Annotated in this window: 22 protein-coding genes; 8 read left to right on the top strand and 14 right to left on the bottom strand. The window is 31.5% G+C overall.

Annotation, left to right across the window (positions count from 1 at the left end; all coding sequences use genetic code 11):
* Positions 1 to 48 precede the first annotated feature (48 nt).
* The 3 genes from gloA2 to GTZ96_RS08415 are packed head-to-tail and all read right to left on the bottom strand — an operon-like array spanning position 49 to position 1,262.
* Positions 49 to 438 (bottom strand): SMU1112c/YaeR family gloxylase I-like metalloprotein, encoded by a 390-nt coding sequence (gloA2, locus tag GTZ96_RS08425; RefSeq protein WP_161642862.1) that lies wholly within the window; start codon positions 436 to 438, stop codon positions 49 to 51.
* Between the two features lie 2 nt (positions 439 to 440).
* A complete protein-coding gene (locus GTZ96_RS08420; protein ID WP_161642860.1) occupies positions 441 to 701 on the bottom strand; it encodes a hypothetical protein in 261 nt (86 codons plus the stop codon).
* 3 nt (positions 702 to 704) lie between these two features.
* The gene (locus tag GTZ96_RS08415; RefSeq protein WP_161642858.1) at positions 705 to 1,262 is read right to left on the bottom strand and encodes a sugar O-acetyltransferase; all 558 of its coding nucleotides are present in this window, start codon (positions 1,260 to 1,262) and stop codon (positions 705 to 707) included.
* A gap of 1,281 nt (positions 1,263 to 2,543) precedes the next feature.
* On the opposite strand from GTZ96_RS08415, the gene GTZ96_RS08410 reads away from it, so the two are divergent.
* Both GTZ96_RS08410 and GTZ96_RS08405 read left to right on the top strand, forming a co-directional pair.
* Positions 2,544 to 3,020 carry a TlpA disulfide reductase family protein gene (locus GTZ96_RS08410; protein ID WP_235972912.1) on the top strand — a complete coding sequence of 159 codons (477 nt, stop codon included), beginning with the start codon at positions 2,544 to 2,546 and terminating at the stop codon, positions 3,018 to 3,020.
* A gap of 11 nt (positions 3,021 to 3,031) precedes the next feature.
* Positions 3,032 to 3,637, top strand: a complete 606-nt coding sequence (locus GTZ96_RS08405) for a thioredoxin family protein (protein ID WP_161642854.1) — start codon at positions 3,032 to 3,034, stop codon at positions 3,635 to 3,637.
* Positions 3,638 to 3,679: 42 nt separating this feature from the next.
* Here the strand turns inward: GTZ96_RS08405 and GTZ96_RS08400 are convergent, their stop codons facing one another.
* From GTZ96_RS08400 to GTZ96_RS08385, 4 genes are all read right to left on the bottom strand, one after another.
* On the bottom strand, positions 3,680 to 4,459 hold the full coding sequence (locus tag GTZ96_RS08400; RefSeq protein ID WP_161642852.1) for a CDP-alcohol phosphatidyltransferase family protein: 780 nt from the start codon (positions 4,457 to 4,459) through the stop codon (positions 3,680 to 3,682).
* A gap of 60 nt (positions 4,460 to 4,519) precedes the next feature.
* Positions 4,520 to 5,539, bottom strand: a complete 1,020-nt coding sequence (locus tag GTZ96_RS08395; protein ID WP_161642849.1) for a COX15/CtaA family protein — start codon at positions 5,537 to 5,539, stop codon at positions 4,520 to 4,522.
* Between the two features lie 59 nt (positions 5,540 to 5,598).
* Positions 5,599 to 7,014 carry a CCA tRNA nucleotidyltransferase gene (locus GTZ96_RS08390; RefSeq protein WP_161642847.1) on the bottom strand — a complete coding sequence of 472 codons (1,416 nt, stop codon included), beginning with the start codon at positions 7,012 to 7,014 and terminating at the stop codon, positions 5,599 to 5,601.
* Positions 7,015 to 7,083: 69 nt separating this feature from the next.
* On the bottom strand, positions 7,084 to 7,653 hold the full coding sequence (locus tag GTZ96_RS08385; RefSeq protein ID WP_161642922.1) for an L-threonylcarbamoyladenylate synthase: 570 nt from the start codon (positions 7,651 to 7,653) through the stop codon (positions 7,084 to 7,086).
* An 87-nt stretch (positions 7,654 to 7,740) separates the two neighbouring features.
* Here GTZ96_RS08385 and GTZ96_RS08380 point away from each other — a divergent pair, with 87 nt between their 5' ends.
* Positions 7,741 to 8,640 carry a lysophospholipid acyltransferase family protein gene (locus GTZ96_RS08380; protein ID WP_317168889.1) on the top strand — a complete coding sequence of 300 codons (900 nt, stop codon included), beginning with the start codon at positions 7,741 to 7,743 and terminating at the stop codon, positions 8,638 to 8,640.
* 579 nt (positions 8,641 to 9,219) lie between these two features.
* Here the strand turns inward: GTZ96_RS08380 and GTZ96_RS08375 are convergent.
* The 4 genes from GTZ96_RS08375 to GTZ96_RS08360 form a co-directional block, all read right to left on the bottom strand.
* The gene (locus GTZ96_RS08375) at positions 9,220 to 9,981 is read right to left on the bottom strand and encodes a DUF4422 domain-containing protein (protein WP_161642845.1); all 762 of its coding nucleotides are present in this window, start codon (positions 9,979 to 9,981) and stop codon (positions 9,220 to 9,222) included.
* 3 nt (positions 9,982 to 9,984) lie between these two features.
* Positions 9,985 to 11,085 carry a UDP-galactopyranose mutase gene (glf, locus tag GTZ96_RS08370; RefSeq protein WP_161642843.1) on the bottom strand — a complete coding sequence of 367 codons (1,101 nt, stop codon included), beginning with the start codon at positions 11,083 to 11,085 and terminating at the stop codon, positions 9,985 to 9,987.
* Positions 11,086 to 11,096: 11 nt separating this feature from the next.
* Positions 11,097 to 12,197: a glycosyltransferase family 4 protein gene (locus tag GTZ96_RS08365; protein ID WP_161642841.1), complete on the bottom strand. Its 1,101-nt coding sequence runs from the start codon at positions 12,195 to 12,197 to the stop codon at positions 11,097 to 11,099.
* An 84-nt stretch (positions 12,198 to 12,281) separates the two neighbouring features.
* A complete protein-coding gene (locus tag GTZ96_RS08360) occupies positions 12,282 to 13,037 on the bottom strand; it encodes a glycosyltransferase family 2 protein (protein WP_161642839.1) in 756 nt (251 codons plus the stop codon).
* Positions 13,038 to 13,117: 80 nt separating this feature from the next.
* On the opposite strand from GTZ96_RS08360, the gene GTZ96_RS08355 reads away from it, so the two are divergent.
* Positions 13,118 to 13,825 (top strand): polysaccharide deacetylase family protein, encoded by a 708-nt coding sequence (locus GTZ96_RS08355; protein WP_161642837.1) that lies wholly within the window; start codon positions 13,118 to 13,120, stop codon positions 13,823 to 13,825.
* Here GTZ96_RS08355 and GTZ96_RS08350 read toward each other — a convergent pair.
* On the bottom strand, positions 13,817 to 14,554 hold the full coding sequence (locus GTZ96_RS08350; protein WP_161642835.1) for a glycosyltransferase family 2 protein: 738 nt from the start codon (positions 14,552 to 14,554) through the stop codon (positions 13,817 to 13,819). The two genes, GTZ96_RS08355 and GTZ96_RS08350, sit on opposite strands and share 9 nt — an antisense overlap.
* A gap of 56 nt (positions 14,555 to 14,610) precedes the next feature.
* Here GTZ96_RS08350 and GTZ96_RS08345 point away from each other — a divergent pair, with 56 nt between their 5' ends.
* Positions 14,611 to 15,426, top strand: coding sequence for a glycosyltransferase family 2 protein (locus GTZ96_RS08345; protein ID WP_161642833.1), 816 nt, complete (start codon positions 14,611 to 14,613; stop codon positions 15,424 to 15,426).
* Positions 15,427 to 15,791: 365 nt separating this feature from the next.
* Positions 15,792 to 16,601 (top strand): glycosyltransferase family 2 protein, encoded by an 810-nt coding sequence (locus GTZ96_RS08340; RefSeq protein WP_161642918.1) that lies wholly within the window; start codon positions 15,792 to 15,794, stop codon positions 16,599 to 16,601.
* A gap of 35 nt (positions 16,602 to 16,636) precedes the next feature.
* Here the strand turns inward: GTZ96_RS08340 and GTZ96_RS08335 are convergent, their stop codons facing one another.
* Positions 16,637 to 17,698: a glycosyltransferase family 9 protein gene (locus GTZ96_RS08335; RefSeq protein WP_161642831.1), complete on the bottom strand. Its 1,062-nt coding sequence runs from the start codon at positions 17,696 to 17,698 to the stop codon at positions 16,637 to 16,639.
* 65 nt (positions 17,699 to 17,763) lie between these two features.
* Between GTZ96_RS08335 and GTZ96_RS08330 the strand changes: the two genes are divergently transcribed.
* Positions 17,764 to 18,525, top strand: coding sequence for a lipopolysaccharide kinase InaA family protein (locus GTZ96_RS08330; RefSeq protein WP_161642916.1), 762 nt, complete (start codon positions 17,764 to 17,766; stop codon positions 18,523 to 18,525).
* Positions 18,526 to 18,591: 66 nt separating this feature from the next.
* On the opposite strand, the gene GTZ96_RS08325 is transcribed toward GTZ96_RS08330, so the two are convergent.
* Positions 18,592 to 19,407, bottom strand: coding sequence for a 2,3,4,5-tetrahydropyridine-2,6-dicarboxylate N-succinyltransferase (locus GTZ96_RS08325; protein ID WP_161642829.1), 816 nt, complete (start codon positions 19,405 to 19,407; stop codon positions 18,592 to 18,594).
* Between the two features lie 113 nt (positions 19,408 to 19,520).
* On the opposite strand from GTZ96_RS08325, the gene GTZ96_RS08320 reads away from it, so the two are divergent.
* Positions 19,521 to 20,255: a class I SAM-dependent methyltransferase gene (locus GTZ96_RS08320; RefSeq protein ID WP_161642827.1), complete on the top strand. Its 735-nt coding sequence runs from the start codon at positions 19,521 to 19,523 to the stop codon at positions 20,253 to 20,255.
* The last annotated feature ends 75 nt before the right edge of the window (positions 20,256 to 20,330 follow it).

The following is a 20,330-nucleotide window of genomic DNA, read 5'->3' as shown; positions in this document are numbered from 1 at the left end:
TTTAATAAAACACCGCTGTTTTGTTATAATAAAGTTTAGTTAAAAAAATTAAAGTTCATAGAATTCAATAGGTAAGGAGTCAGGGTCAGCAATGAAGGTAAATCGTTTTTGAGTGAATTCGTCTATGCGAATAGGTTCGACATAAATGCTTTTAGATTCTAAGAAAGCCACTGTTTGGTTTAAGTCTTCAACTGCAAAAGCCAAATGACGTAATCCTCGGGCTTCAGGAGTAGAAGGTCTGGCGGGAGGATTTGGGAAAGAGAATAATTCAATGCAATAAGTACCATTCAGTGCTAAATCGAGTTTGTATGATTTTCTTTCTTCACGATATACTTCTCGAACAATTTTTAGTCCTAGAATTTTAGTGTAAAATTGTTTTGATTTTTCGTAATCAGAACAAATAATGGCGATGTGGTGTATGTTGTTGAGGTGTAGCATTTTTATTTAAGATAAGTCATTAAGGGTAAATTGGCTTCTGGGTTTTGTGCTAATGCTTCTTGATGTAAATTTTCGATAAGTGCTTTTGTGTTTTCTATCGAATCGATTTTGAAAAGAAACAATACTTCGTTTGCATCATCTGCATTTTGCCAAAGATGTTCCAAGTACATTCCTTTCGAAGCATGAAAGGTTTTGTCTTTTTCCAGTATTTCTTTAATGGTACTAAAAGGAATATTGTTGAGTTTGGCTAATAGTTGTGGCATAATTTATTGATTTAGTTTCCGGATTACTTTGGCAGGATTGCCTACCGCAAGAGAATTGTCGGGAATGTTTTTTGTTACTACCGAACCAGCTCCAATTACACATCCATTCCCAATTGTTACTCCGGGACAAATTACCGAATTGCCACCTATCCAACAATCGTCTCCGATAGTTATCGGTAAGGCATTTTCAAGTGTCTTTCTGAGCTCGGCATCGAGTGGGTGAGTTGCGGTATATAATTGTACTGCGGGAGCAAAAAACACATTGGAACCAATGGTGACTTTGCTGCAATCCAGAACAACACAATTGACATTGAAATAGACATTTTTTCCACAAGAAATATTGTAGCCGTAATCACAATGAAAAGGAGGTTCAATATATAAATTGGATCCAGCGTTTGGGATTAACTCTTTTAAAATCTCTCTTGCTTTTTTAGTCAATCGGTATTCGGTTACATTCAAACGGTGTAATAAATTTTTAGCTTTTATTCGGTCTTTTATTAGGATAGGATCGCCTGCTAAATAGTATTCGCCGTCGATCATTTTTTCTTTTTCATTTTTCATTTTTCGAGTGTTTTATTGGGGCGTTTTTGTGGTCTTTTTTAATAGGTTTTTGAGGTTGTTTTTTGTGTGAAATAACAGCTTGGTTTTTGATGTTTTTTGTAGTTAAAAACGATCTGAAAAACTAGTCTATTTTTGTTCCTTTTTTATTAGCTGATTGAGGAGAATTGATTTGGTTTTTCTGGGTTTTGATTTGTGTAAATATAATTTAAAAATGTAAAGCTTGTTGGTTTTTTGATAGAACTATTTTAAAGTTAAATGGAATCAGCTGATTTTAAAGAGGAGTTTTGTGTGCTGTTTTTGAAGGTGATTTTGAGAAGAAATTTTGATGGAATAAGAAGGGGATGTAGGTGTTTAATGATTGCTTTTTTTGAGGATAGAATAGAGTTTTTGAGTGACTTTTTTATTTAAAGTGATACTTTATATGAAATCATTTAATTTTATAATTATTTAGAATGTTTTTCTAAATGTAAGTTTGAATATTGCTTGAGTTGAGTTTAATGCTTGAAAATGAGTTTGTTAATTTTATGGTTTATGTGATTTGTTTTAAAGTGCTGGAATTTAATTTTTTGCTTACTTGTTATAGATTATTTCTATGGCTTATTTTTGATTGTTTTCGGAGTGTTTGTTATGTTTTTTGGAGTTGTTTTGGAAAGAATACTCTTTTTTGTAAAAGAATTTGTAATTCTTTGTTTTGTGGTTAGGCTTTGTAAAAGTAGTTTTTAATTTTTATTTGTACTTGTTTTAAAAGGCTTTTTTCGCATTCAGTTTTATAGCAGTTTTTTGAATTTTTTTCTTAATACAAAAAGCTTTTTTTGAATGCGATTTTTAGATTGTAAAAATGGTGTGGTTTCGATTTTGTTTTTTGAAAAGTAAATGGTCTTGCTGTTTTCGGATTCGTTTTTTTAATGGCTCTTTTGGAATTTTATTGTTAGTGTTGAGGTGTTGTTGAGGAAAAAAAGACAGTAATTAATGTTGCTTTAAAGAGTGTTTTTTGTGTTCTTTTTAGGCCTGTTTTTGAGTGTTTTTTCTGGGTGGATTTGTTATCTGTTTTTGTGTGAAAATTGGCTGAAATTTTCGTTGTTTTTTGAAGAGAAAAAAGAGTGTTTTTTAGCTTGTAAAAGTGCTGCTTTTTTATCTGTTTTTTTAGTTTTTGAATGTGTTATTAAAGGAGTTTTTGGAGATGTTTTTTGATATAAAGACAGTAATAATATTTTGTTAATGCAGTTCTTAAAATAACTTAAAGATTGTAAATTCGTCGGGATGATAATTTAAAAAATGGATATGAAATATTTTGTTGTACTTGCTTTTGCATTTCTTTTTTCTTCTCAAATTCAAGCTCAAAAAATAGCTGTTTTTGATCATTATTCCGATTTGGAAAAGGCAGTTTTGAATGATGAAAACACAACTTATGTGGTGAATTTTTGGGCCACCTGGTGCGCTCCTTGCGTGAAAGAATTACCGCATTTTGAACAATTAAATTTCGAAAATAAAAAGATAAAAGTAGTACTCGTTAGCTTGGATTTTAAGAATCAATATGAGGCAAAATTGTTGCCTTTTTTGAAAAAGAAAGCTGTGAAATCCGAAGTGGTTTTGCTAACAGATAAAGATTATAATACCTGGCTTCCTGCCGTAGATAAAGATTGGTCAGGTTCTATTCCGGCAACTTTAATTATCAAAAATGGTAAAAAGTTCTTTGTTGAAAAGATGTTTTCCAGCTACGAAGAATTAAATCAATATGTAAATTCAATTATTAATTAACAATTAAAACTATGAAAATTTTATCGGCTCTTTTATTATTTGTTTCTGTCATTTTTACGACAGCCTTTACTTCAAATGCACCAACGCCATACAAAATTGGCGATACGGCGACTGATTTTAAATTAAAATCGGTTGATGGGAAAATGTATAGTATGTCTGATTATAAGAGCGCAAAAGGCTTTATAGTTGTTTTTACCTGTAATCATTGCCCTTTTGCTAAAAAATACGAAGATCGTATTAATGATTTATCTAAAAATTACAAATCGAAAGGTTATGTTTTGTTCGCAATTAACCCTAATGATCCTGTAGCAGAACCTGCAGATAGTTTTGACATGATGAAAGTAAGAGCCAAAGAGAAAGGATTTGCTTTTCCTTATTTGTTAGATGAAGGGCAAAAAATATTCCCACAATATGGAGCTACTAAAACACCACATGTCTTTTTATTAGATAAAAACCGTGTAGTGAAATACATTGGAGCTATAGATGACAACGTGGATAGCGCTAGTGATGTAAAAGAAAAATACCTTGAAAACGCTATTGTAGCTTTAGAAAGCGGAAAAACACCTTCGCCTGAGATTACTAAAGCTATTGGTTGTAGTATTAAGGTGAAAAAATAGAAATATAGAATTGTATAAAACAGGAAAGAGTAAGCTGCTAGTTTACTCTTTTTGTTTTATATATACTTTTCTAATTACAATCAAAACAGGAATTAAGAGTGAGTAAATTATGAAAAATGGAATGATAAATTCAATCCAGTTGAGTATTAGCATCAATGAAATTAATAGTAATTGAAAGCCTAAACCGTATAAAGAAACCAAGGTCATGAACCAATTAGGAAAGGTTTTTAATTTGGCTGCATTGCGGTCTAATTTATAGATTATTTTATCAAAACCGCCGTAAACTAGGGTGTAAATTTGAAACAAAAAAGTAACCCATTTTTGACTTTCTCCAGCTAAGGCTTTTGGAGTTTTGTTTTCGAAAATTTTACTGGTTTTATCTCCGCCAACTGATTTGGTTCTTAAAATTACATAGTAATAATTGTATAAGGTTCCTTGTAATTGTATGCAAAAGAAAGCGGCTATAGTGGCTCGAAATGTGGTGTCAGAAACATAACAGATGGTAACTAGGATTAAAAAGTTAAGAAAGATATCAAAAAGACTGTCAAGGTATCTTCCTGTATAAGAAGGTGTTTTTTTTAATCGGGCAAGTTCGCCATCGGCTGCGTCAATAATGGATTTTAATATTATAAAAAAACAAGCCAGATAATAGTGGTTTTTGTAGATACAGTAGATTGCGATAATTCCAGACAGGCCAAATAGTAGCGTGACATGAATGGGGGTAAATCGCGTGTTTTTTAGTGTATTGGCAATCCATTTTCCAGCAAATCTTCCGTAATCAGAAAAATCAAGAAATTTGTCTTGAGTAGCAAGTTTAGACATTTATTGTAACGAATATGGAAATGCGACAAAATAGTCTATTGTAAATATAAGCAAAATATACTATTTAGACAATCGATGTAAGCTATAAGTCATAGCCGATAAAAGGAAAAAAGCGTTAATTTGGTGAATTAGTCCAAGCCATAACGGAACTCCATAAAGTAGCGTGAAAACGCCCAAGGCAAATTGAACAAAGACAAGAAAAACTAATGTTTGGATTCCTTTTTTCTGATTGTAATCTAAATTGAAGCTTTTACTTTTAAAATATAAAAAGAGTATAAAGGCTACCACTACATAAGCTAAAGTCCTGTGAACAAATTGGACACCACTTTTGCCTTCGGTAAAACTTAAAAGAAGACTGTCTTGTTCTAAAAACACACTGTCATGTATAAATTGCCCATCACTCATTAAAGGCCAATGATTGTGAATTAAACCAGCATTTAATCCGGCAACAAAACCACCATAGATAATTTGTAATAACAGAAAAAATAAGGCGTATCGGGCAATAGTGCGAAGTGATTTTTCTACATTCCTTTTTATAGGATAAATTAAATCTAAGGCTACCCAAAACGTATACGCAAAGGTGATAAAAGCAGTAGTAAGGTGTAGCGCCAGTCTAAAATGGCTTACATCAGGATTGTCTATTAATCCGCTTTTTACCATAAACCAGCCAAAAAATCCTTGTAACCCACCCAATCCTAAAAGAATAACACATTTTTTAATAGTGCTATTATCGAGTTTTTTTCGAATTAAGAAATAGATAAAAGGAATAATAAATACCATTCCGATAGCACGACCTATAAAACGGTGAAACCATTCCCAGAAATAAATGAATTTATAATCAGAAAGTGTAAAATCGTTATGGACGTTTATTAATTTATATTCTGGAAATTGTTTGTATTGGTTGAAAGCTTCCTGCCATTTGGCTTCAGTAAGAGGAGGGAGTGTATCGGTGATAAGATGCCAGTCGGTCATGGATAAACCGGAATTAGTCAGTCTGGTGATTCCACCAACAACTACCATTATAAAAATTAATACGCAGCCTGAAAGTAGCCAGATAATAACGGATTTGTTTGTTTTCATGAGATTCAAAGTTTCAAAGCTTATGTGATTTTGTAATTCACTTTGTATTTATATGATGATTATTTTTTTTTTAATCCTAATTTCTCCGCACGTTTTAAAACAAATTGATAGGCTGCTTCGTATTCGTTTGGGATTTCACCTTCTAAGATTGCTTCTTTCACCGCTTCTTTTAAAACACCGATTTCACGGGATGGTTTTAAATCAAAGATTTCCATGATTTCTTCACCAGAAATTGGTGGTTGGAAATTACGAACAGAGTCTTTTTCTTCGACTTCGACTATTTTCTGGCGTACAATTTCAAAGTTTTTATGGTATTTTTTGAATTTTGTAGGGTTTTTAGTTGTAATATCGGCTTCGCAAAGGGTCATTAAATTTTCGACATCTTCACCGGCATCAAAAACCAAACGACGCACAGCCGAATCAGTAACGATGTCCTGAGAAAGCACAATTGGGCGCGAACTCATGATAACCATTTTTTGAACAAATTTCATTTTTTGATTCAAGGGCATGTGTAGGCGTTCAAATAGCTTTTTTACCATTTTTCCACCCAGAAATTCATGTCCGTGAAAAGTCCAGCCTTGTTTTTTGTTGAAACGTTTGGTAGGTGCTTTTCCAATGTCGTGTAATAAAGCGGCCCAGCGTAACCAAACATCATCTGTGTTAGGACAGATATTGTCCACAACTTCAAGCGTATGGTAGAAATTGTTTTTATGTGTTTGACCTTCAATTTCTTCCACTTGGTTTAAAGCCGTCAATTCAGGTAATAAAGTTTCTAAAAGACCTGTTTTGTATAGGTGTAAAAAGCCAATTGATGGTTTGCGAGTAGAAAGGATTTTATTCAATTCATCTACAATTCGTTCTCCGGAAATAATTTTAATGCGTTCGGCATTTTTGGATATGGATTGTAGCGAATGTTCTTCGATTTCAAAATTTAATTGGGTTGCAAATCGGATAGCACGCATCATTCGCAAAGGATCGTCAGAGTAAGTGATGTCCGGATCCAATGGTGTTTTTAATATTTTGTTATCAATGTCTTTAAGTCCGTCAAAAGGATCTAATAAGTCTCCAAAATCAGATTCGTTTAAAGATAATGCTAGTGCGTTGATGGTAAAGTCGCGTCGGTTTTGGTCGTCTTCCAGTGTGCCATTCTCTACAATAGGATTTCTGCTATCGTGAGTGTAAGACTCTTTTCTGGCACCCACAAATTCGATTTCGGTATCTTCAAAACGAAGCATGGCTGTTCCATAAGTTTTGAATACCTGAACTTTAGGCTTTCTTGGAAGTAATTCGGATACTTTTAAGGCTAATTCGATTCCGCTGCCCACGGCGACGATATCAATGTCTTTTTTGAAATCACGTCCTAAAATTAAATCTCTAACGAAACCACCAATAACGTAGCTGTCAACTTGAAGCTCTTTTGAAGCTTGAGAGATAAATTTAAAAATAGGATTATGTAAGGCTGATTTGTAGTTCATCAAAATTTTCAATTGAAAAATTCCAAATTCCAAAACGCTTTTGGGATTTGGAATTTGTTTTTTTGGAATTTACTTCCGTATTATTTTAACTTGAGAATCATTCGTTAATTTGATAATTGTCGAAGGTTTTCCCGCAATTTTATCGTGATGCAAATTTACAACATAGTCAACACCTTTTATAATCTCAGGGCTGATTTCTTTGAAACTTTTTGGTGTAGCTTGTCCTGAGATATTTGCCGAAGTAGAAACCAATGGTTTTTTCATTCGTTCTAATAATTTATAGCAAAAAGGCTCTTTAACAAGTCTCATGGCTAGAGTGTTATCGGCAGCAATTAAGTTAGAAGCTACGTTTCTAGGTTGGTCTAAAACCAAGGTCGTTGGGTTTTCGGATAAGTCTAGAATTTGCCAAGCAACTTCAGGGATTTCCTTGAAGACATTGTACATCATTTTTTCGCCATTCATCAAAACAATCATGCTTTGGGTTTCGGCTCTTTGTTTGAGTTTGAAAATTTTAGCAACGGCTTCTGGATTTGTGGCATCACAACCTATTCCCCAAACTGTATCAGTAGGGTAAAGAATAATGCCTCCTTCTTTGATAATTTCGTAAGCTTTGTGTACTTCGTTGTTGATTTCTTGCATAAAAAAATAAATGTAAGCAAAGGTATTCATTAGAATTCGGTTTTTGAAATTTGTTTTCTGTTTTAGTAGAAAATAAAATTTGTATTTTTGAACAAAATTTTACCAATGCAATTTCTTGTTTATTTATTAGCGTATCCCTTATTGATATTAATTTCGCTTTTACCTTTTAGACTGCTATATGTTTTGTCTGATATTGTTTTTGTATTAGTATATTATGTTTTTGGATATCGTAAGGAAGTGGTTCGTGATAATTTGTTGTTGGCATTCCCTGATTATACTGATGCTAAGCGCAAAGAAATCGAAATCAAATTTTATAAACATATGTGTGATATGTTTATAGAAATGATGAAAACCATGTCTATTTCTCAGAAAGAGATGGAAGAACGCTTTGTGTTTAAAAACCTAGATGTCTATTTAGATTTAGAAAAGAAAGGTAAAAGTATTGCCATGATGATGGCACATTATGCCAGTTATGAATGGGCAATTTTGATGAATACTAAAATTAGTTTTGAAGCATTTGCTATCTATAAGCGTTTGAGTAATCGATATTTTGATAATCTAATACGTAAAATACGTTCTAATTTTAAAACCAGATTAATTCATACCAGAGAGAGTGTTGCAGTTATTGAGCACAATGAGATTAGAAAAAATAAAGGGCTTTATGGTTTTATTAGCGATCAATCACCAAGAGCTAGGGGTAAGAGACATTTAGGGCAATTTATGGGTGTCGAAGTGCCTGTTTTTACAGGAGCTGAAATGCTTTCTAAAAGATTTGATATGAATGTAATCTATCTAAGAGTTACAAAAGTAAAGAGAGGTTTTTATGAAGCCGAAATTGAAATTCTTTCAGAAGATGTAAAAAACGTTCCTGATTATCAATTAACAGATTTGTTTCTAAAAAAGGTAGAAAGTCAAATAGTAGAAGCTCCAGAATATTATTTATGGACTCATAAAAGATGGAAACATCAAGGAAAGAGTAATAAGTAGTGCAAATTGTAATTCAGCATAACGATTTTTTACAATCTTATCAAAATCATCTTTCCATAGTCCTAAATTAGCAATCTAAGTAATGTAAAAGCTTACTCCTTTTAGATATTTAATGGGGGCAATTCACTTCTTTTTTACGGTTTTTAAGGGGTGTATTCTGATAAAAAAAAGATATTTTTTCCATTGTCTAAATTCTACTGAATGTAATTTAGTATTTTTTCAAGCGCCTTTGGCTTAAAAGAAAGTGTGACGTTAAACAATCTAATCCCCAATACAATAGAGAAACCAATGGTGCATCAAGTACGCTGATATGGATGAGAGTATTTGTTTTGAGTACTTTTTTATTGAAAAACCCTTTTCAATTTTATTTCAATTGTTTGTATGATCTAATTAAAAAATGGGATATTAAAAGATTTGAGGAGTGATGTTTATCAAAAAGTAATAACTCTGTCTGTTTCTTTTTATCCAATAAAGAAAAATTTGATTTCTAGGATGACCTCAGATCTCTTATACTTATTCTCATTGAGGTTTGAGCGTTGTGTTTTTTTAATTTATTATTCGGAAAAAAGAGGACTATAATTAGTCATTAATAAATAAAAGAGGATATTCTTTAATTTTAAATTTATGATGAAGAATGTATAAGTTAAATAAACGCTCTGATAAAAAACCAAAAACTCTTCTCTGAAAATTATCTTCTGGAATTTTAATGTTTTTTTCTAATTCAAAGAGGATATCAAAAAGCCATTTATGATAATCATCCCATATGTTTTTTGAAGTAATCATCATATTGCATTGATAAAACTGATTATTATTGTCGAGATAATCAGTTATACTTTTTTCGAAATCTGGATATTTGGATATAATGATTTCTTTTACTTTAATCCAATCACTTTCTCTGTGATTCAAAATATAGTCTTTTGAAATCGAAACTTTCATTTTTAGAGGTTTGGGTAAAATAAGATCAAATGTTTTTAAATCAGCTTTGATTTTATTTATTTGTTCCTCAACTGTTATTGTGGATATTTTGTGTTTATCTAATTTGGCTTTACTAATCCTTTTTTGGGTAGAAGGCTTAAAGCTTAATTTATTTGAAAAAAAATTAAAATATCTTCTATAATGACAAAGACCAATATAGTCAATGTTATCAAGGTTTTTCCATAACCAATAACAAGCAGTCAGTTCACAAAAATTATCATTTTTTGAGGAAATATTGTCAAGAGTGTTGTCCTGTAAAATACCATCAAAAATAATTGGATTCACATTACTATTTACCTGAAAAGCTTGATATAAATCATTAGTCAGATAAGGAATAGGTTTGTGTGTAATATTAAATATTTTCATAAATTATACTATTTCTTTTTTTACTGCAGTCAACGCAGAAGCGATTACTTGGTGCATGTCATAATATTTATATTCCGAAAGCCTTCCTCCAAATATTACATTGTCTTCCTGTAACGATAATTTTTTATATTCTTCAAATAATGCTTGGTTTTTAGCATCATTTATAGGATAAAAAGCTTCTTTAGTGGTGTCCCATTCCTGAGGGTATTCTTTTGTGATTACAGTTTTGTTTTGTTTACCAAATTCAAAATGTTTATGCTCAATAATTCTTGTAAAATCATAAGAGGCATCATTATAATTAACAACAGCATTTCCTTGAAAATTATCGGTTTCTAAAATTTCATTTTCAAAATTTAGCGACCTGTATTCTAAAACGCCTAATTTATAATCAAAATATTCATCTATTTTTCCTGTGAAAACTGTTTTTTCAGATAGTTTTTCAAAGTTTTTTCTGTCTGAAAAATAATCAACATCAACCTTAACCTCTATGCCTTTTAATAAACCATCAATTAGTTTGTTGTATCCGCCAATAGGTATTCCTTGGTATTTATCATTAAAATAATTATTGTCAAATGTAAATCGGACAGGAAGTCTTTTTATAATAAAAGCGGGTAACTCTGTAGCTTTTCGCCCCCATTGTTTTTCAGTATATTCTTTAATGAAATTTTCATAAATATCTTTCCCAACAAGACTTAATGCTTGCTCTTCCAGATTTTTAGGGTTTTCTACACCATAAATAGCAATCTGTTCATCGATTTTTTCTTTGGCTTCTTTGGGAGTTTTGGTTTTCCAAAGTTGGTAGAAAGTATTCATGTTAAAAGGCAAATTGTAAAGATTGCCTTTAGAATAAGCCAGTGGAGAATTTACATAATGATTAAATTCGACAAATTGATTCACATAATCCCATAAATTTTTATCATTAGTATGAAAAATGTGAGCACCATATTTATGAACATTGATTCCTTCAATATTTTCACAATAAACATTTCCTCCAGTATGTTTTCTTTTATCTAATACCAAACATTTTTTTCCTGCTTTTGTTGCTTCATGGGCAAAAACGGCACCAAATAGTCCTGCACCAACTATTAAATAATCATATTTCATTGATGTAATAATTATTTTAAAGATGAATAAAAAGAGTAATAATTTTGCTTCATTACGTTTAAATCATGGTTTTTTGAAACCAATTCAAAGGCATTCGCTTTTATGGTTTCAGCAAGTTGTTTGTCATTTAAAATTTTTAATACGCCTTTTGCAAGGTTCTCAGTATCTTTTAAATTAGTTACAAATCCTGTTTGACCATTTTCTATTACTTCTGCAATTCCTCCAGCATTTGTAGCTACGACCGGGATTTTTGTAGCAAAAGCTTCATAAATGGTTAGTGGCAGTCCTTCAGTTAAGGATGTTAGGAGAAAAATATCAAATTCTGGCAGCAGTTCCTGTATGTTGTTTCTGAACCCCATAAAAATAATATCATCTTCCAGATTTCTTATGGAAGCGTGCTTTTCGAGCTCAGCTCTTTGAGATCCGTCACCAATAACAACAAATTTCAGGGATAGATTCACAGGTTTTTTGTCCATTATTTCTCTGGCAGTGTCGATAAAGGTAAAAATGTCTTTTTGAGAAGTTAAAGCAGCAACATTACCAATAATAATTGTCTCTTTGGGTAATGAAAATTCCGTATGAATCAATTCGTTACTTCTGTTTTTTGAGAAAAAAGAAACATCTATGGCATCATAAATAGTCACCAATTTACTTTTGTCTTTTATAATATTGTCAAAGATAGCCTCTACTGCTTTAGAAACAGATATTATTTTTGTTATTTTCGGATGTGAATATTTATATCTATTTAAAAATTTGTCTTTGATTTTATTATTTCTTTTTCTGCTTAAGACAATTTTTGTTTTTGATGGCAGGAATATGGAGGCTAATAAAGTTGCCGTTAATGAATTTGAATCATGTACATGAATTAAATCAACTTTTTCTTTTCTACAAATTCGAATAATAGGCTTTATAAGACTAAAAATTCCAGAAGTCTTAGAATAAGTATAATGTTTTGAATTGTCCTCTATGCATTTTTTTGCTAATACAGAAGTGTCGGGACACAATATAATTTGATTTAAATCCTTGTATTCTTCTAAAAGTTTAAAACCAGTATACATTTGAGCATCTCCACCTCTCCATTCGGTCATTGTTGTAATATTAAGAATATTCATGTTTTAGAAGTGTTAAATGAGCTGCAAAGTAATATTAAATATTTGAACAATAAAAATAGCTGCGTTTTCTTTGTATCTGTTGTGTTATTCAATTTTTCGATACTTCATCCATAAGTGTAGGTATTTTTTTAATACTGAAAAGGCATGGATGTAAGCCAATATAAATCCTTCTTTTCCGTCTAAAAAGCCTAAACTAAATAGATGTTTTTTGAAAAAGTAAAAATTAGGTTTTATGATAAAATGATAGAAGTTGGGTTTTTGGTTTTTGCTGTAAAGGTGTTCAGCTTCTAATTTACCGTAAAAACTGAGTTTGGTATTATAGCTGTCAAAACTTTTGTAGCTAAGATGATTAATTTTTTCTTTTAATAGTTTTGTTTTACTACTGATTAATCGGTTGCCAAGGACAAAGTTTTCGTCGTATTTGCAAAATTTCTTATTGAAAATTCGAATCACTTTGTCTGACTGCCAGCCTCCAAATTTTATCTGTTTTCCAAAAAAATATAAATTTCGTTTAACGGAATATGCTGTAAAATCATCTGGAGAATCAAGGTTTTTAAGAATTTCGCTGGTTAGCTCTGGTGAAATAACTTCGTCTAAATCAAAAAAAACAATCCAGTCATTTTTTGCTTGCTCGATTGCAAAATTCTTTTGATTAGCAAAATTATCAAACGCTCTTTGAAAAACAATAACTCCAGATTCTTTGGCAATTTCTACTGTTTTATCAGAACTAAAAGAATCGATAAAAATAATTTCATCGGCAAAAGACAAACTTTGAACATAACGTTTTACATTTTCTTCTTCGTTGAAAGTAATGGCTAAGGCTGTTATTTTTGGTTTCAAATTATTTGGTTTCTATTTTTAGATATTTCAGGGCAAATGTAATAAATTTACATTCATAATTTTTAACTTAGATTAGTGAAATGACACGTTTACCTATATTGATGTACCATAATGTTTCTGATGATAAGGATAGTAACGGACTTACTGTTTTTTGCAATACTTTAGAAGAACAGTTTCGCTATTTGCACGACAAAGAATATACTACATACCATTTTTCAGAATTTGAGCATAGAGCCTCAATAAATCCTAAAAGTGTGGTGATTACTTTTGATGATGTTACTGTGAATCAGTTGGATTATGCGGTTCCTTTACTTCAAAAATACAATTTGAAAGCTACTTTTTTTATTCCGTTTGGCTATATTGGAAATGTAGATTCATGGAATTCTGGAAAAGAGAAAATTATGTCTATTGAACAATTGAAAGCTTTAGATAATAGAGTAGAGTTAGGACTGCATTCTTTTGCACATAAAAGATATGCTACTTTAACTGAAACTGAAATCAATGCTGATTTTTCTAAATGTTTTGAAATTATTGAGCAAAATGATCTGAAAGTTTATAATGCTTTAGCGTATCCTTATGGGAATTATCCTAAAAAAGAACCTGGTAAATCGATGTTTACTACTGTTTTACGACAAAACAATGTAAAAGCAGGATTGAGAATAGGTAACAGAATCAATAAATTTCCTTTTAAAAATCCGTATGAAATTCAGCGAATTGACATTAAAGGAGAAGATGGTCTGTTAAAGTTTAAACTCAAACTTCGTTTTGGAAAATTGAAATTATTTTAATCCTTTTTCAATTAAAATCATTTTAGCATATCTGGAAAAAACACCATAAGCATTAATAGTTGCTACGGCAAGACCGGGAATACCATCCAGAAAACCTCTTTTGAGAATGTAGGAATGGAAGAAACGATAAAAAGGCTTGAAGATTAATAAAAAAAGGTTCGCTTTTTTGTTTTTTTCTAATGACATTTGGGCTTGAAACCACGCATAAGAATCCTTCTTGTTTATGTAATGAAGTAAGCCTTTGTAGGTGTAGTGGATTACAAAATTGTCCAAAATCCCTGTTTTTCCAGTAGTTTTTAATTTTTCGTGAACAGCTCCTTCAAAATAGACGCCGTTATTTTTGACTAATCGGAGCACCTTGCTTTCCGAATGATATAAAAAACGATTCATGTAAAAATGAGGAAATCTTAGTTTGTAGGAATTGTATTTGGAGCTGCTAATAGCTTCTTGAATTTCAATTTGCAGTTTTTTTGAAATTCTTTCGTCTGCATCCAAAAATAAAATCCAATCACCTGTTGCAAAGGAGATTGCATGGTTTTTTTGATTGGAAAAGTTGTCAAATTTTCTATCTAAAACTTTACATCCTAATTCAACCGCTTTTTCTTTAGTACCATCAGTACTAAAAGAATCGATTACAATAATTTCATCAGCAAATTCAATTGATTTTATAGCATCTTCAATATAATCAATTTCATTGTATGTAGGGATTATGGCGGTAAGTTTAGTCATTTTTTTTTAGTGTTAAATGTCGCAAAATTAGTAATTTTGATTACTTTTGGGAGATTATGCAAAAAAATATTTCAATTATTATCAGTACTTATAATTCGCCTGAATTATTAAAAAAAGTTCTACTTGGCTATAACACTCAAACCTATAGGGATTTTGAGGTTGTTATTGCTGACGATGGTTCTTCTAAAGATACTTTTGATTTGATTGATAAAATGAAACAAAAAGTTTTTTATAGCATACATCATGTTTGGCATCCGGATAATGGTTTTCAAAAAACAATTATTCTTAATAAAGCAGTTTTAGAGACATCGGCAGATTATATTTTGATGACCGATGGCGACTGTATTCCTCGTGCAGATTTTGTAGAACATCATATCAGAAATCGTAAATTGGGTTTTTTTCTCTCAGGTGGTTATTATAAATTAACGGATTCCATTTCGAAAAAAATATCGGAAAACGATATTTATTCAGGTAATTGTTTTGATCTTAAATGGTTAAAAAAAAATGGAATGTCTTTTTCTTTTAAAAACAATAAAATCTGCGAATATGGATTTAAAAGTTGGGTTTTAAATAATATTACACCAACAAAGCCAAGCTGGAATGGTCATAACGCATCCGGGTGGAAAGCTGATTTTATAGCGGTAAATGGTTTTGATGAACGTATGCAATATGGAGGTGAAGATAGGGAATTTGGGGAAAGATTGGTTAATTATGGTATCAAGCCCAAGCAAATACGTTATGCTGCTATCTGCTTGCATTTGGATCATCCTCGCGGATATGTTAAACCTGAAATGATTATTAAGAACCAACAAATCCGTAAAGAAACTAAAACCTTAGGCAAGATTAGAACTGAATTTGGATTGCAAAAATAAATCCTATTTTGATTCTTTTTTGATAACATAATTTTAACATCCTTCTAAAATAGATTATACATATTGTACTTGTAAGAGTTGCGTTTTTAAAAAATATTCATAAAATCTCTTAAAAAAAATATAAAAAACGTTTGATGTTAAATGGAAACTAGTTGTTTTTCTCTTTTTTTTTTAACGTTGTATTGGTTTGAAACCAAAAATAGAGTCTTATTTTTGCAAAAAATAAAAAATCCTTTGTGAGTTAAGAAATCATGGAAAAAGATTTAAAAAGATTTAAACTTTTTTAAACTTTTAGGGTCTAATCTATGGTTAGAACAAACAACAACATTAATAAAAGCAATCCCCAAATCGCTAAAAAAAAGAAAATGAAAATATCTGTAATTGTAAGTACTTATAATTCTGTCGAATGGCTTAAAAAAGTCATTTGGGGTTATAATACTCAAACCTATCGCAATTTTGAAATGGTCATTGCCGATGATGGTTCACGTCAGGAGACTTTCGATTTAATTGATGAATTGAAAAAAGAAGTTTTTTATCCTATTATTCACGTTTGGCATGAAGACAATGGTTTTCAAAAATCTCAGATTTTGAATAAAGCTGTTTTAGCTTGTACGACTGATTATATAATGATGTCTGATGGTGATTGTATTCCTCGCCCGGATTTTGTTGAACAGCATATTAAATTTAGAGAAGAAGGTTGTTTTCTTTCAGGAGGCTATCATAAGTTGCCAATGCAATTATCCCAAAATATTACAGAAGATGATATTTACTCCATGAAATGCTTTGATGTTTCCTGGTTAAAGAAAAACGGAATGAAAGCTTCTTTCAGGAATAATAAAATAAATGCGACTGGTTTAAAAACTTCAATCCTAAACTTTTTGACACCAACAACTCCAAGTTGGAACGGACATAATGCTTCCGGCTGGAAAAAAGATATTTTGGCTATCAATGGTTTTGATGAGCGTATGCAATATGGCGGACAGGATAGGGAATTAGGTGAACGATTGGTGAATTATGGTATAAAACCAAAACAAATAAGATACAGTACTATTTGTTTGCATTTGGATCATCCAAGAGGTTATGCTACGCCTGAGTCAATAAACAAGAATATAAACATTCGAAAAGAAACTAAATTACAAAAGAAAAGATGGACTGATTTTGGAATCGTAAAATAAGTAAAAAAGCATTCGCCGCAACGAATGCTTTTTTGTTATAAATTGTTTTTCAGGAAAGTATCTAATTCGGGGATAATCATTTCAGGAGTTAATTGTTTGTATAATTCATCTGGATTTTTTTCAATTCTTTTGCACTCTTCAAAAGTAAAACTATCAAATAAATTGGGTTTCATTTCCAGTAAGTGTACCGAATGATGGAATTTTCCATCTTCAAAACTAGCCCAATGGTCTTTATTGACGTAAGGAGAGAAAATGGTAAAAGTAGGTTTGTTTAAGGCTTTGGCTATATGTACGCTTCCTCCTTCATTGGAAACTAAAACAGTACATTGGTTCATTACTTTAATAAAATCCCGAATGCTTGGTGCATAAATGTCTAAAATAATATTGGCTTTGTTTTTGCAAAGTGCATATATTTTTTCAGCTTCGGCTTTTTGATGTGGTGCATAATTGAATAGAATGTAGGCATCGTATTGATTAGCTATAAAATCAACTATTTCAGCCACATAATCATACGGCATCGATTTTTGAGGAGTACTTCCTAATATACCAAAAACAATTACTTTTTTATCAGTATACTTGCCTAATTGATTTTCGGATTTTTCCTCATCGGATAAAAATAATTTGGGTTCATAATCAATATTTGAAAATGTTTCGGCTTGTTGCAACAAATGGATTCGGTCTTCAATGGCTTTACCGCAAATCTTAGTCTTTTCTTTGGATATTGCAATTGGATGAGTGTAATAGCCCCAATTTCCTAGTTTTTTTCGGCTTTTGTGACCAATAGTCTGCTTGGCTCCTGAAAATTTACAAATCAGTTTACTCTGTGTTTTGGAGTAAGGGTCAAAGATAATGTCGTATTTCTCTTTTTTGACCGTTCGAATGAGTTTAAATAAGACAGGAAGTTTTTTTAGTTCCTTGTCATTGATAGAAATAATTTTATCAATATTGGGATTGTTTTGAAGTACTCCGTGTGTGAAATCATACGCCATAAAGTGTATTTCACTATCAGGGTGTTTAGCCTTGTAGTTGTTAGCTATTACGGAGCTGATTAAAACATCTCCAATTCGTTTATTTTGTATGATCAGGACTTTTTTCATAAAACTATTTCTTGCCGCAAAGTACTATTTTTTATACTTTTAAACCAAAAATAATATCCAATATCGTGCAAATCACTGTTCATCCACAATACAAAGAAAAAGAAGTTCTTATTCCTCAGCTGATTGATGTCTTTTTTGATAGTGGCGATTTGATTGTTCAAGGCGCGAGAAACACTATTAAATCTAATTTTCTAGGGACTGAAAAAGTTAATATTAAGTTTTTTCAAAAACCGGGACTTTTTAAATCGATTATTTATTCTTTTTTTAGAAGTACGAAAGCCAAGCGCTCTTTTGATTATGCCAATTACCTTTTAGAAAACGGAATAGCAACCCCTTTTCCAATTGCGTATATCGAACAAAAAAATAGTTTTGGTTTACTTCAGGATAGTTATTACATCTGTCAGCAAATAGACTATGATTTTACCATTCGAGAATTAATTCACGATCCATTGTTTCCAGAGCGAAATGTTATTTTGGAACAGTTTGCTGCTTTTACCTATAAGATGCATGAAGCCCGTGTGAATTTCTTAGATCATTCGCCAGGAAACACCTTGATTGTTAAAAAAGGCGAGGGGCAATTTGATTTTTATTTGATTGATTTGAATCGGATGAAATTTGAAACGTTATCAATCGAAGCAAGAATGGATAATTTCAAAAAAATGTGGCTTTCGAAAACGATGGTCAAAGTGATTGCGAAAAAATATGCAGCATTAAGCGGAGAATCAGAAGTGAAACTGCATCAAATTTTACTCGAAAAGACAAAGGCTTTCAAAGGAAAAATTACCCGAAAGAAATATTTGAAGCGAAAACTGAAATTAATGAAATAAAAAATTCCAAATTTCAATCGTTACAACAATTGGAATTTGGAATTTAAAATATTGAAAATTCGGAATTTATACCGCTACATCATATTCTCTTAACGCATTGTTTAATGAGGTTTTCAAATCGGTAGATGGTTTACGAGTACCAATGATTAAAGCACAAGGCACTTGGTATTCTCCTCCAGGGAATTTTTTAGTATAACTTCCAGGAATTACTACTGAACGAGCTGGAACAAAACCTTTCATTTCTACCGGAGTATCTCCAGTAACATCGATGATTTTAGTAGAAGCAGTCAAACATACATTTGCACCAAGAACAGCTTCCTTACCTACATGAACTCCTTCTACTACAATACAACGAGAACCTACAAAAGCACCGTCTTCAATAATTACCGGAGCAGCTTGTAATGGCTCTAAAACTCCACCAATTCCAACACCACCACTTAAGTGAACGTCTTTTCCAATTTGAGCACAACTACCTACAGTTGCCCAAGTATCTACCATAGTTCCAGCATCAACATAAGCACCAATATTTACATAACTTGGCATCATGATTACTCCACTAGAGATGAAAGAACCGTAACGAGCAGAAGCTCCAGGAACTACACGAACTCCTTTTTCAGCATAGTCTCTTTTTAATTCCATTTTGTCATGGTATTCAAAAACACCTGCTTCAATAGTTTCCATTTTTTGAATAGGGAAGTACATCACTACTGCTTTCTTAACCCATTCGTTTACTTGCCATCCGTCCCCTTTTGGTTCAGCAACACGTAATTTTCCTGAATCTAATAATTCGATTACTTCTCTAATCGCGTTAGTAGTTGTTTCTTCTTGCAACAAAGCTCTGTTTTCCCAAGCTTGTTCTATAATTGTTTGTAATGCGCTCATTTTTGAATATTTTTTGACAAAGATATGTTTTTAAAGCAAAAACCAAAAGTCAAATTAATTTAATATATTTCAAACAGGAAAAGCATTTGTATCTTTAAATAATAAGAACTCTTATGAAAGATAATTTTTCAAAACAAGCTTCAGGATATTCAAAGTTTCGTCCGCAATATCCGGATGAATTGATTCGTTATATTGTTTCTTTTGTCGAAAACAAATCGAAAGCGCTTGATGTGGCTACAGGAAATGGTCAGGTGGCGTATAAGTTATCAGCTTTTTTTGAGAAGGTTTACGGAATCGATATCAGTCAGAATCAATTGGATAATGCTTATGTAGCCGATAATATTATTTATAAGGTGGCATCGGCAGAAAATACTTTTTTCAAAGATCGAGAATTCGATTTGATAACGGTAGCGCAGGCGGTTCATTGGTTTGATTTTGATTCTTTTTATAAAGAGGTTTATCGAATATTAAAACCATCGGGTATTTTTGCTGTTATTGGATACGGATTGTTTTCAACGAATGCCGATTCGGATAAAATTTTAAACCATTTTTATTATAATATAGTAGGATCTTATTGGGATGCTGAACGAAAATATTTAGACGAAAATTACCTGACAATTCCGTTTCCGTTTGAAGAAAATCCTGTGAAAAAGTTTCAGAGTCAATTCAGTTGGTCTTTTGAGCAATTGATAGGTTATCTCGAAACTTGGTCTTCAGTTCAGCATTATATTTCTAAAAATGGTCAAAATCCTATAGATTTGATTCGGAATGAATTAAAAATTTCTTGGGAAGAAAATGATAAAAAAGTAGTTTTTCCGTTGTTGTTGAGAGTTGGAAAATTGAAGTAATTTTTTTATTAGTAAAGAATTATTCAATAAAAAATAGTTTGAAAAAGCTTATATTTGTATTGTAAATGAAACTGA

Origin of the sequence: Flavobacterium undicola, from assembly GCF_009909155.2 — a bacterium.
Classification (GTDB): Bacteria; Bacteroidota; Bacteroidia; order Flavobacteriales; family Flavobacteriaceae; genus Flavobacterium; species Flavobacterium undicola.
Note: the sequence above shows the minus strand (reverse complement) of the source record. Positions and strands in the feature narration are given on the sequence as shown.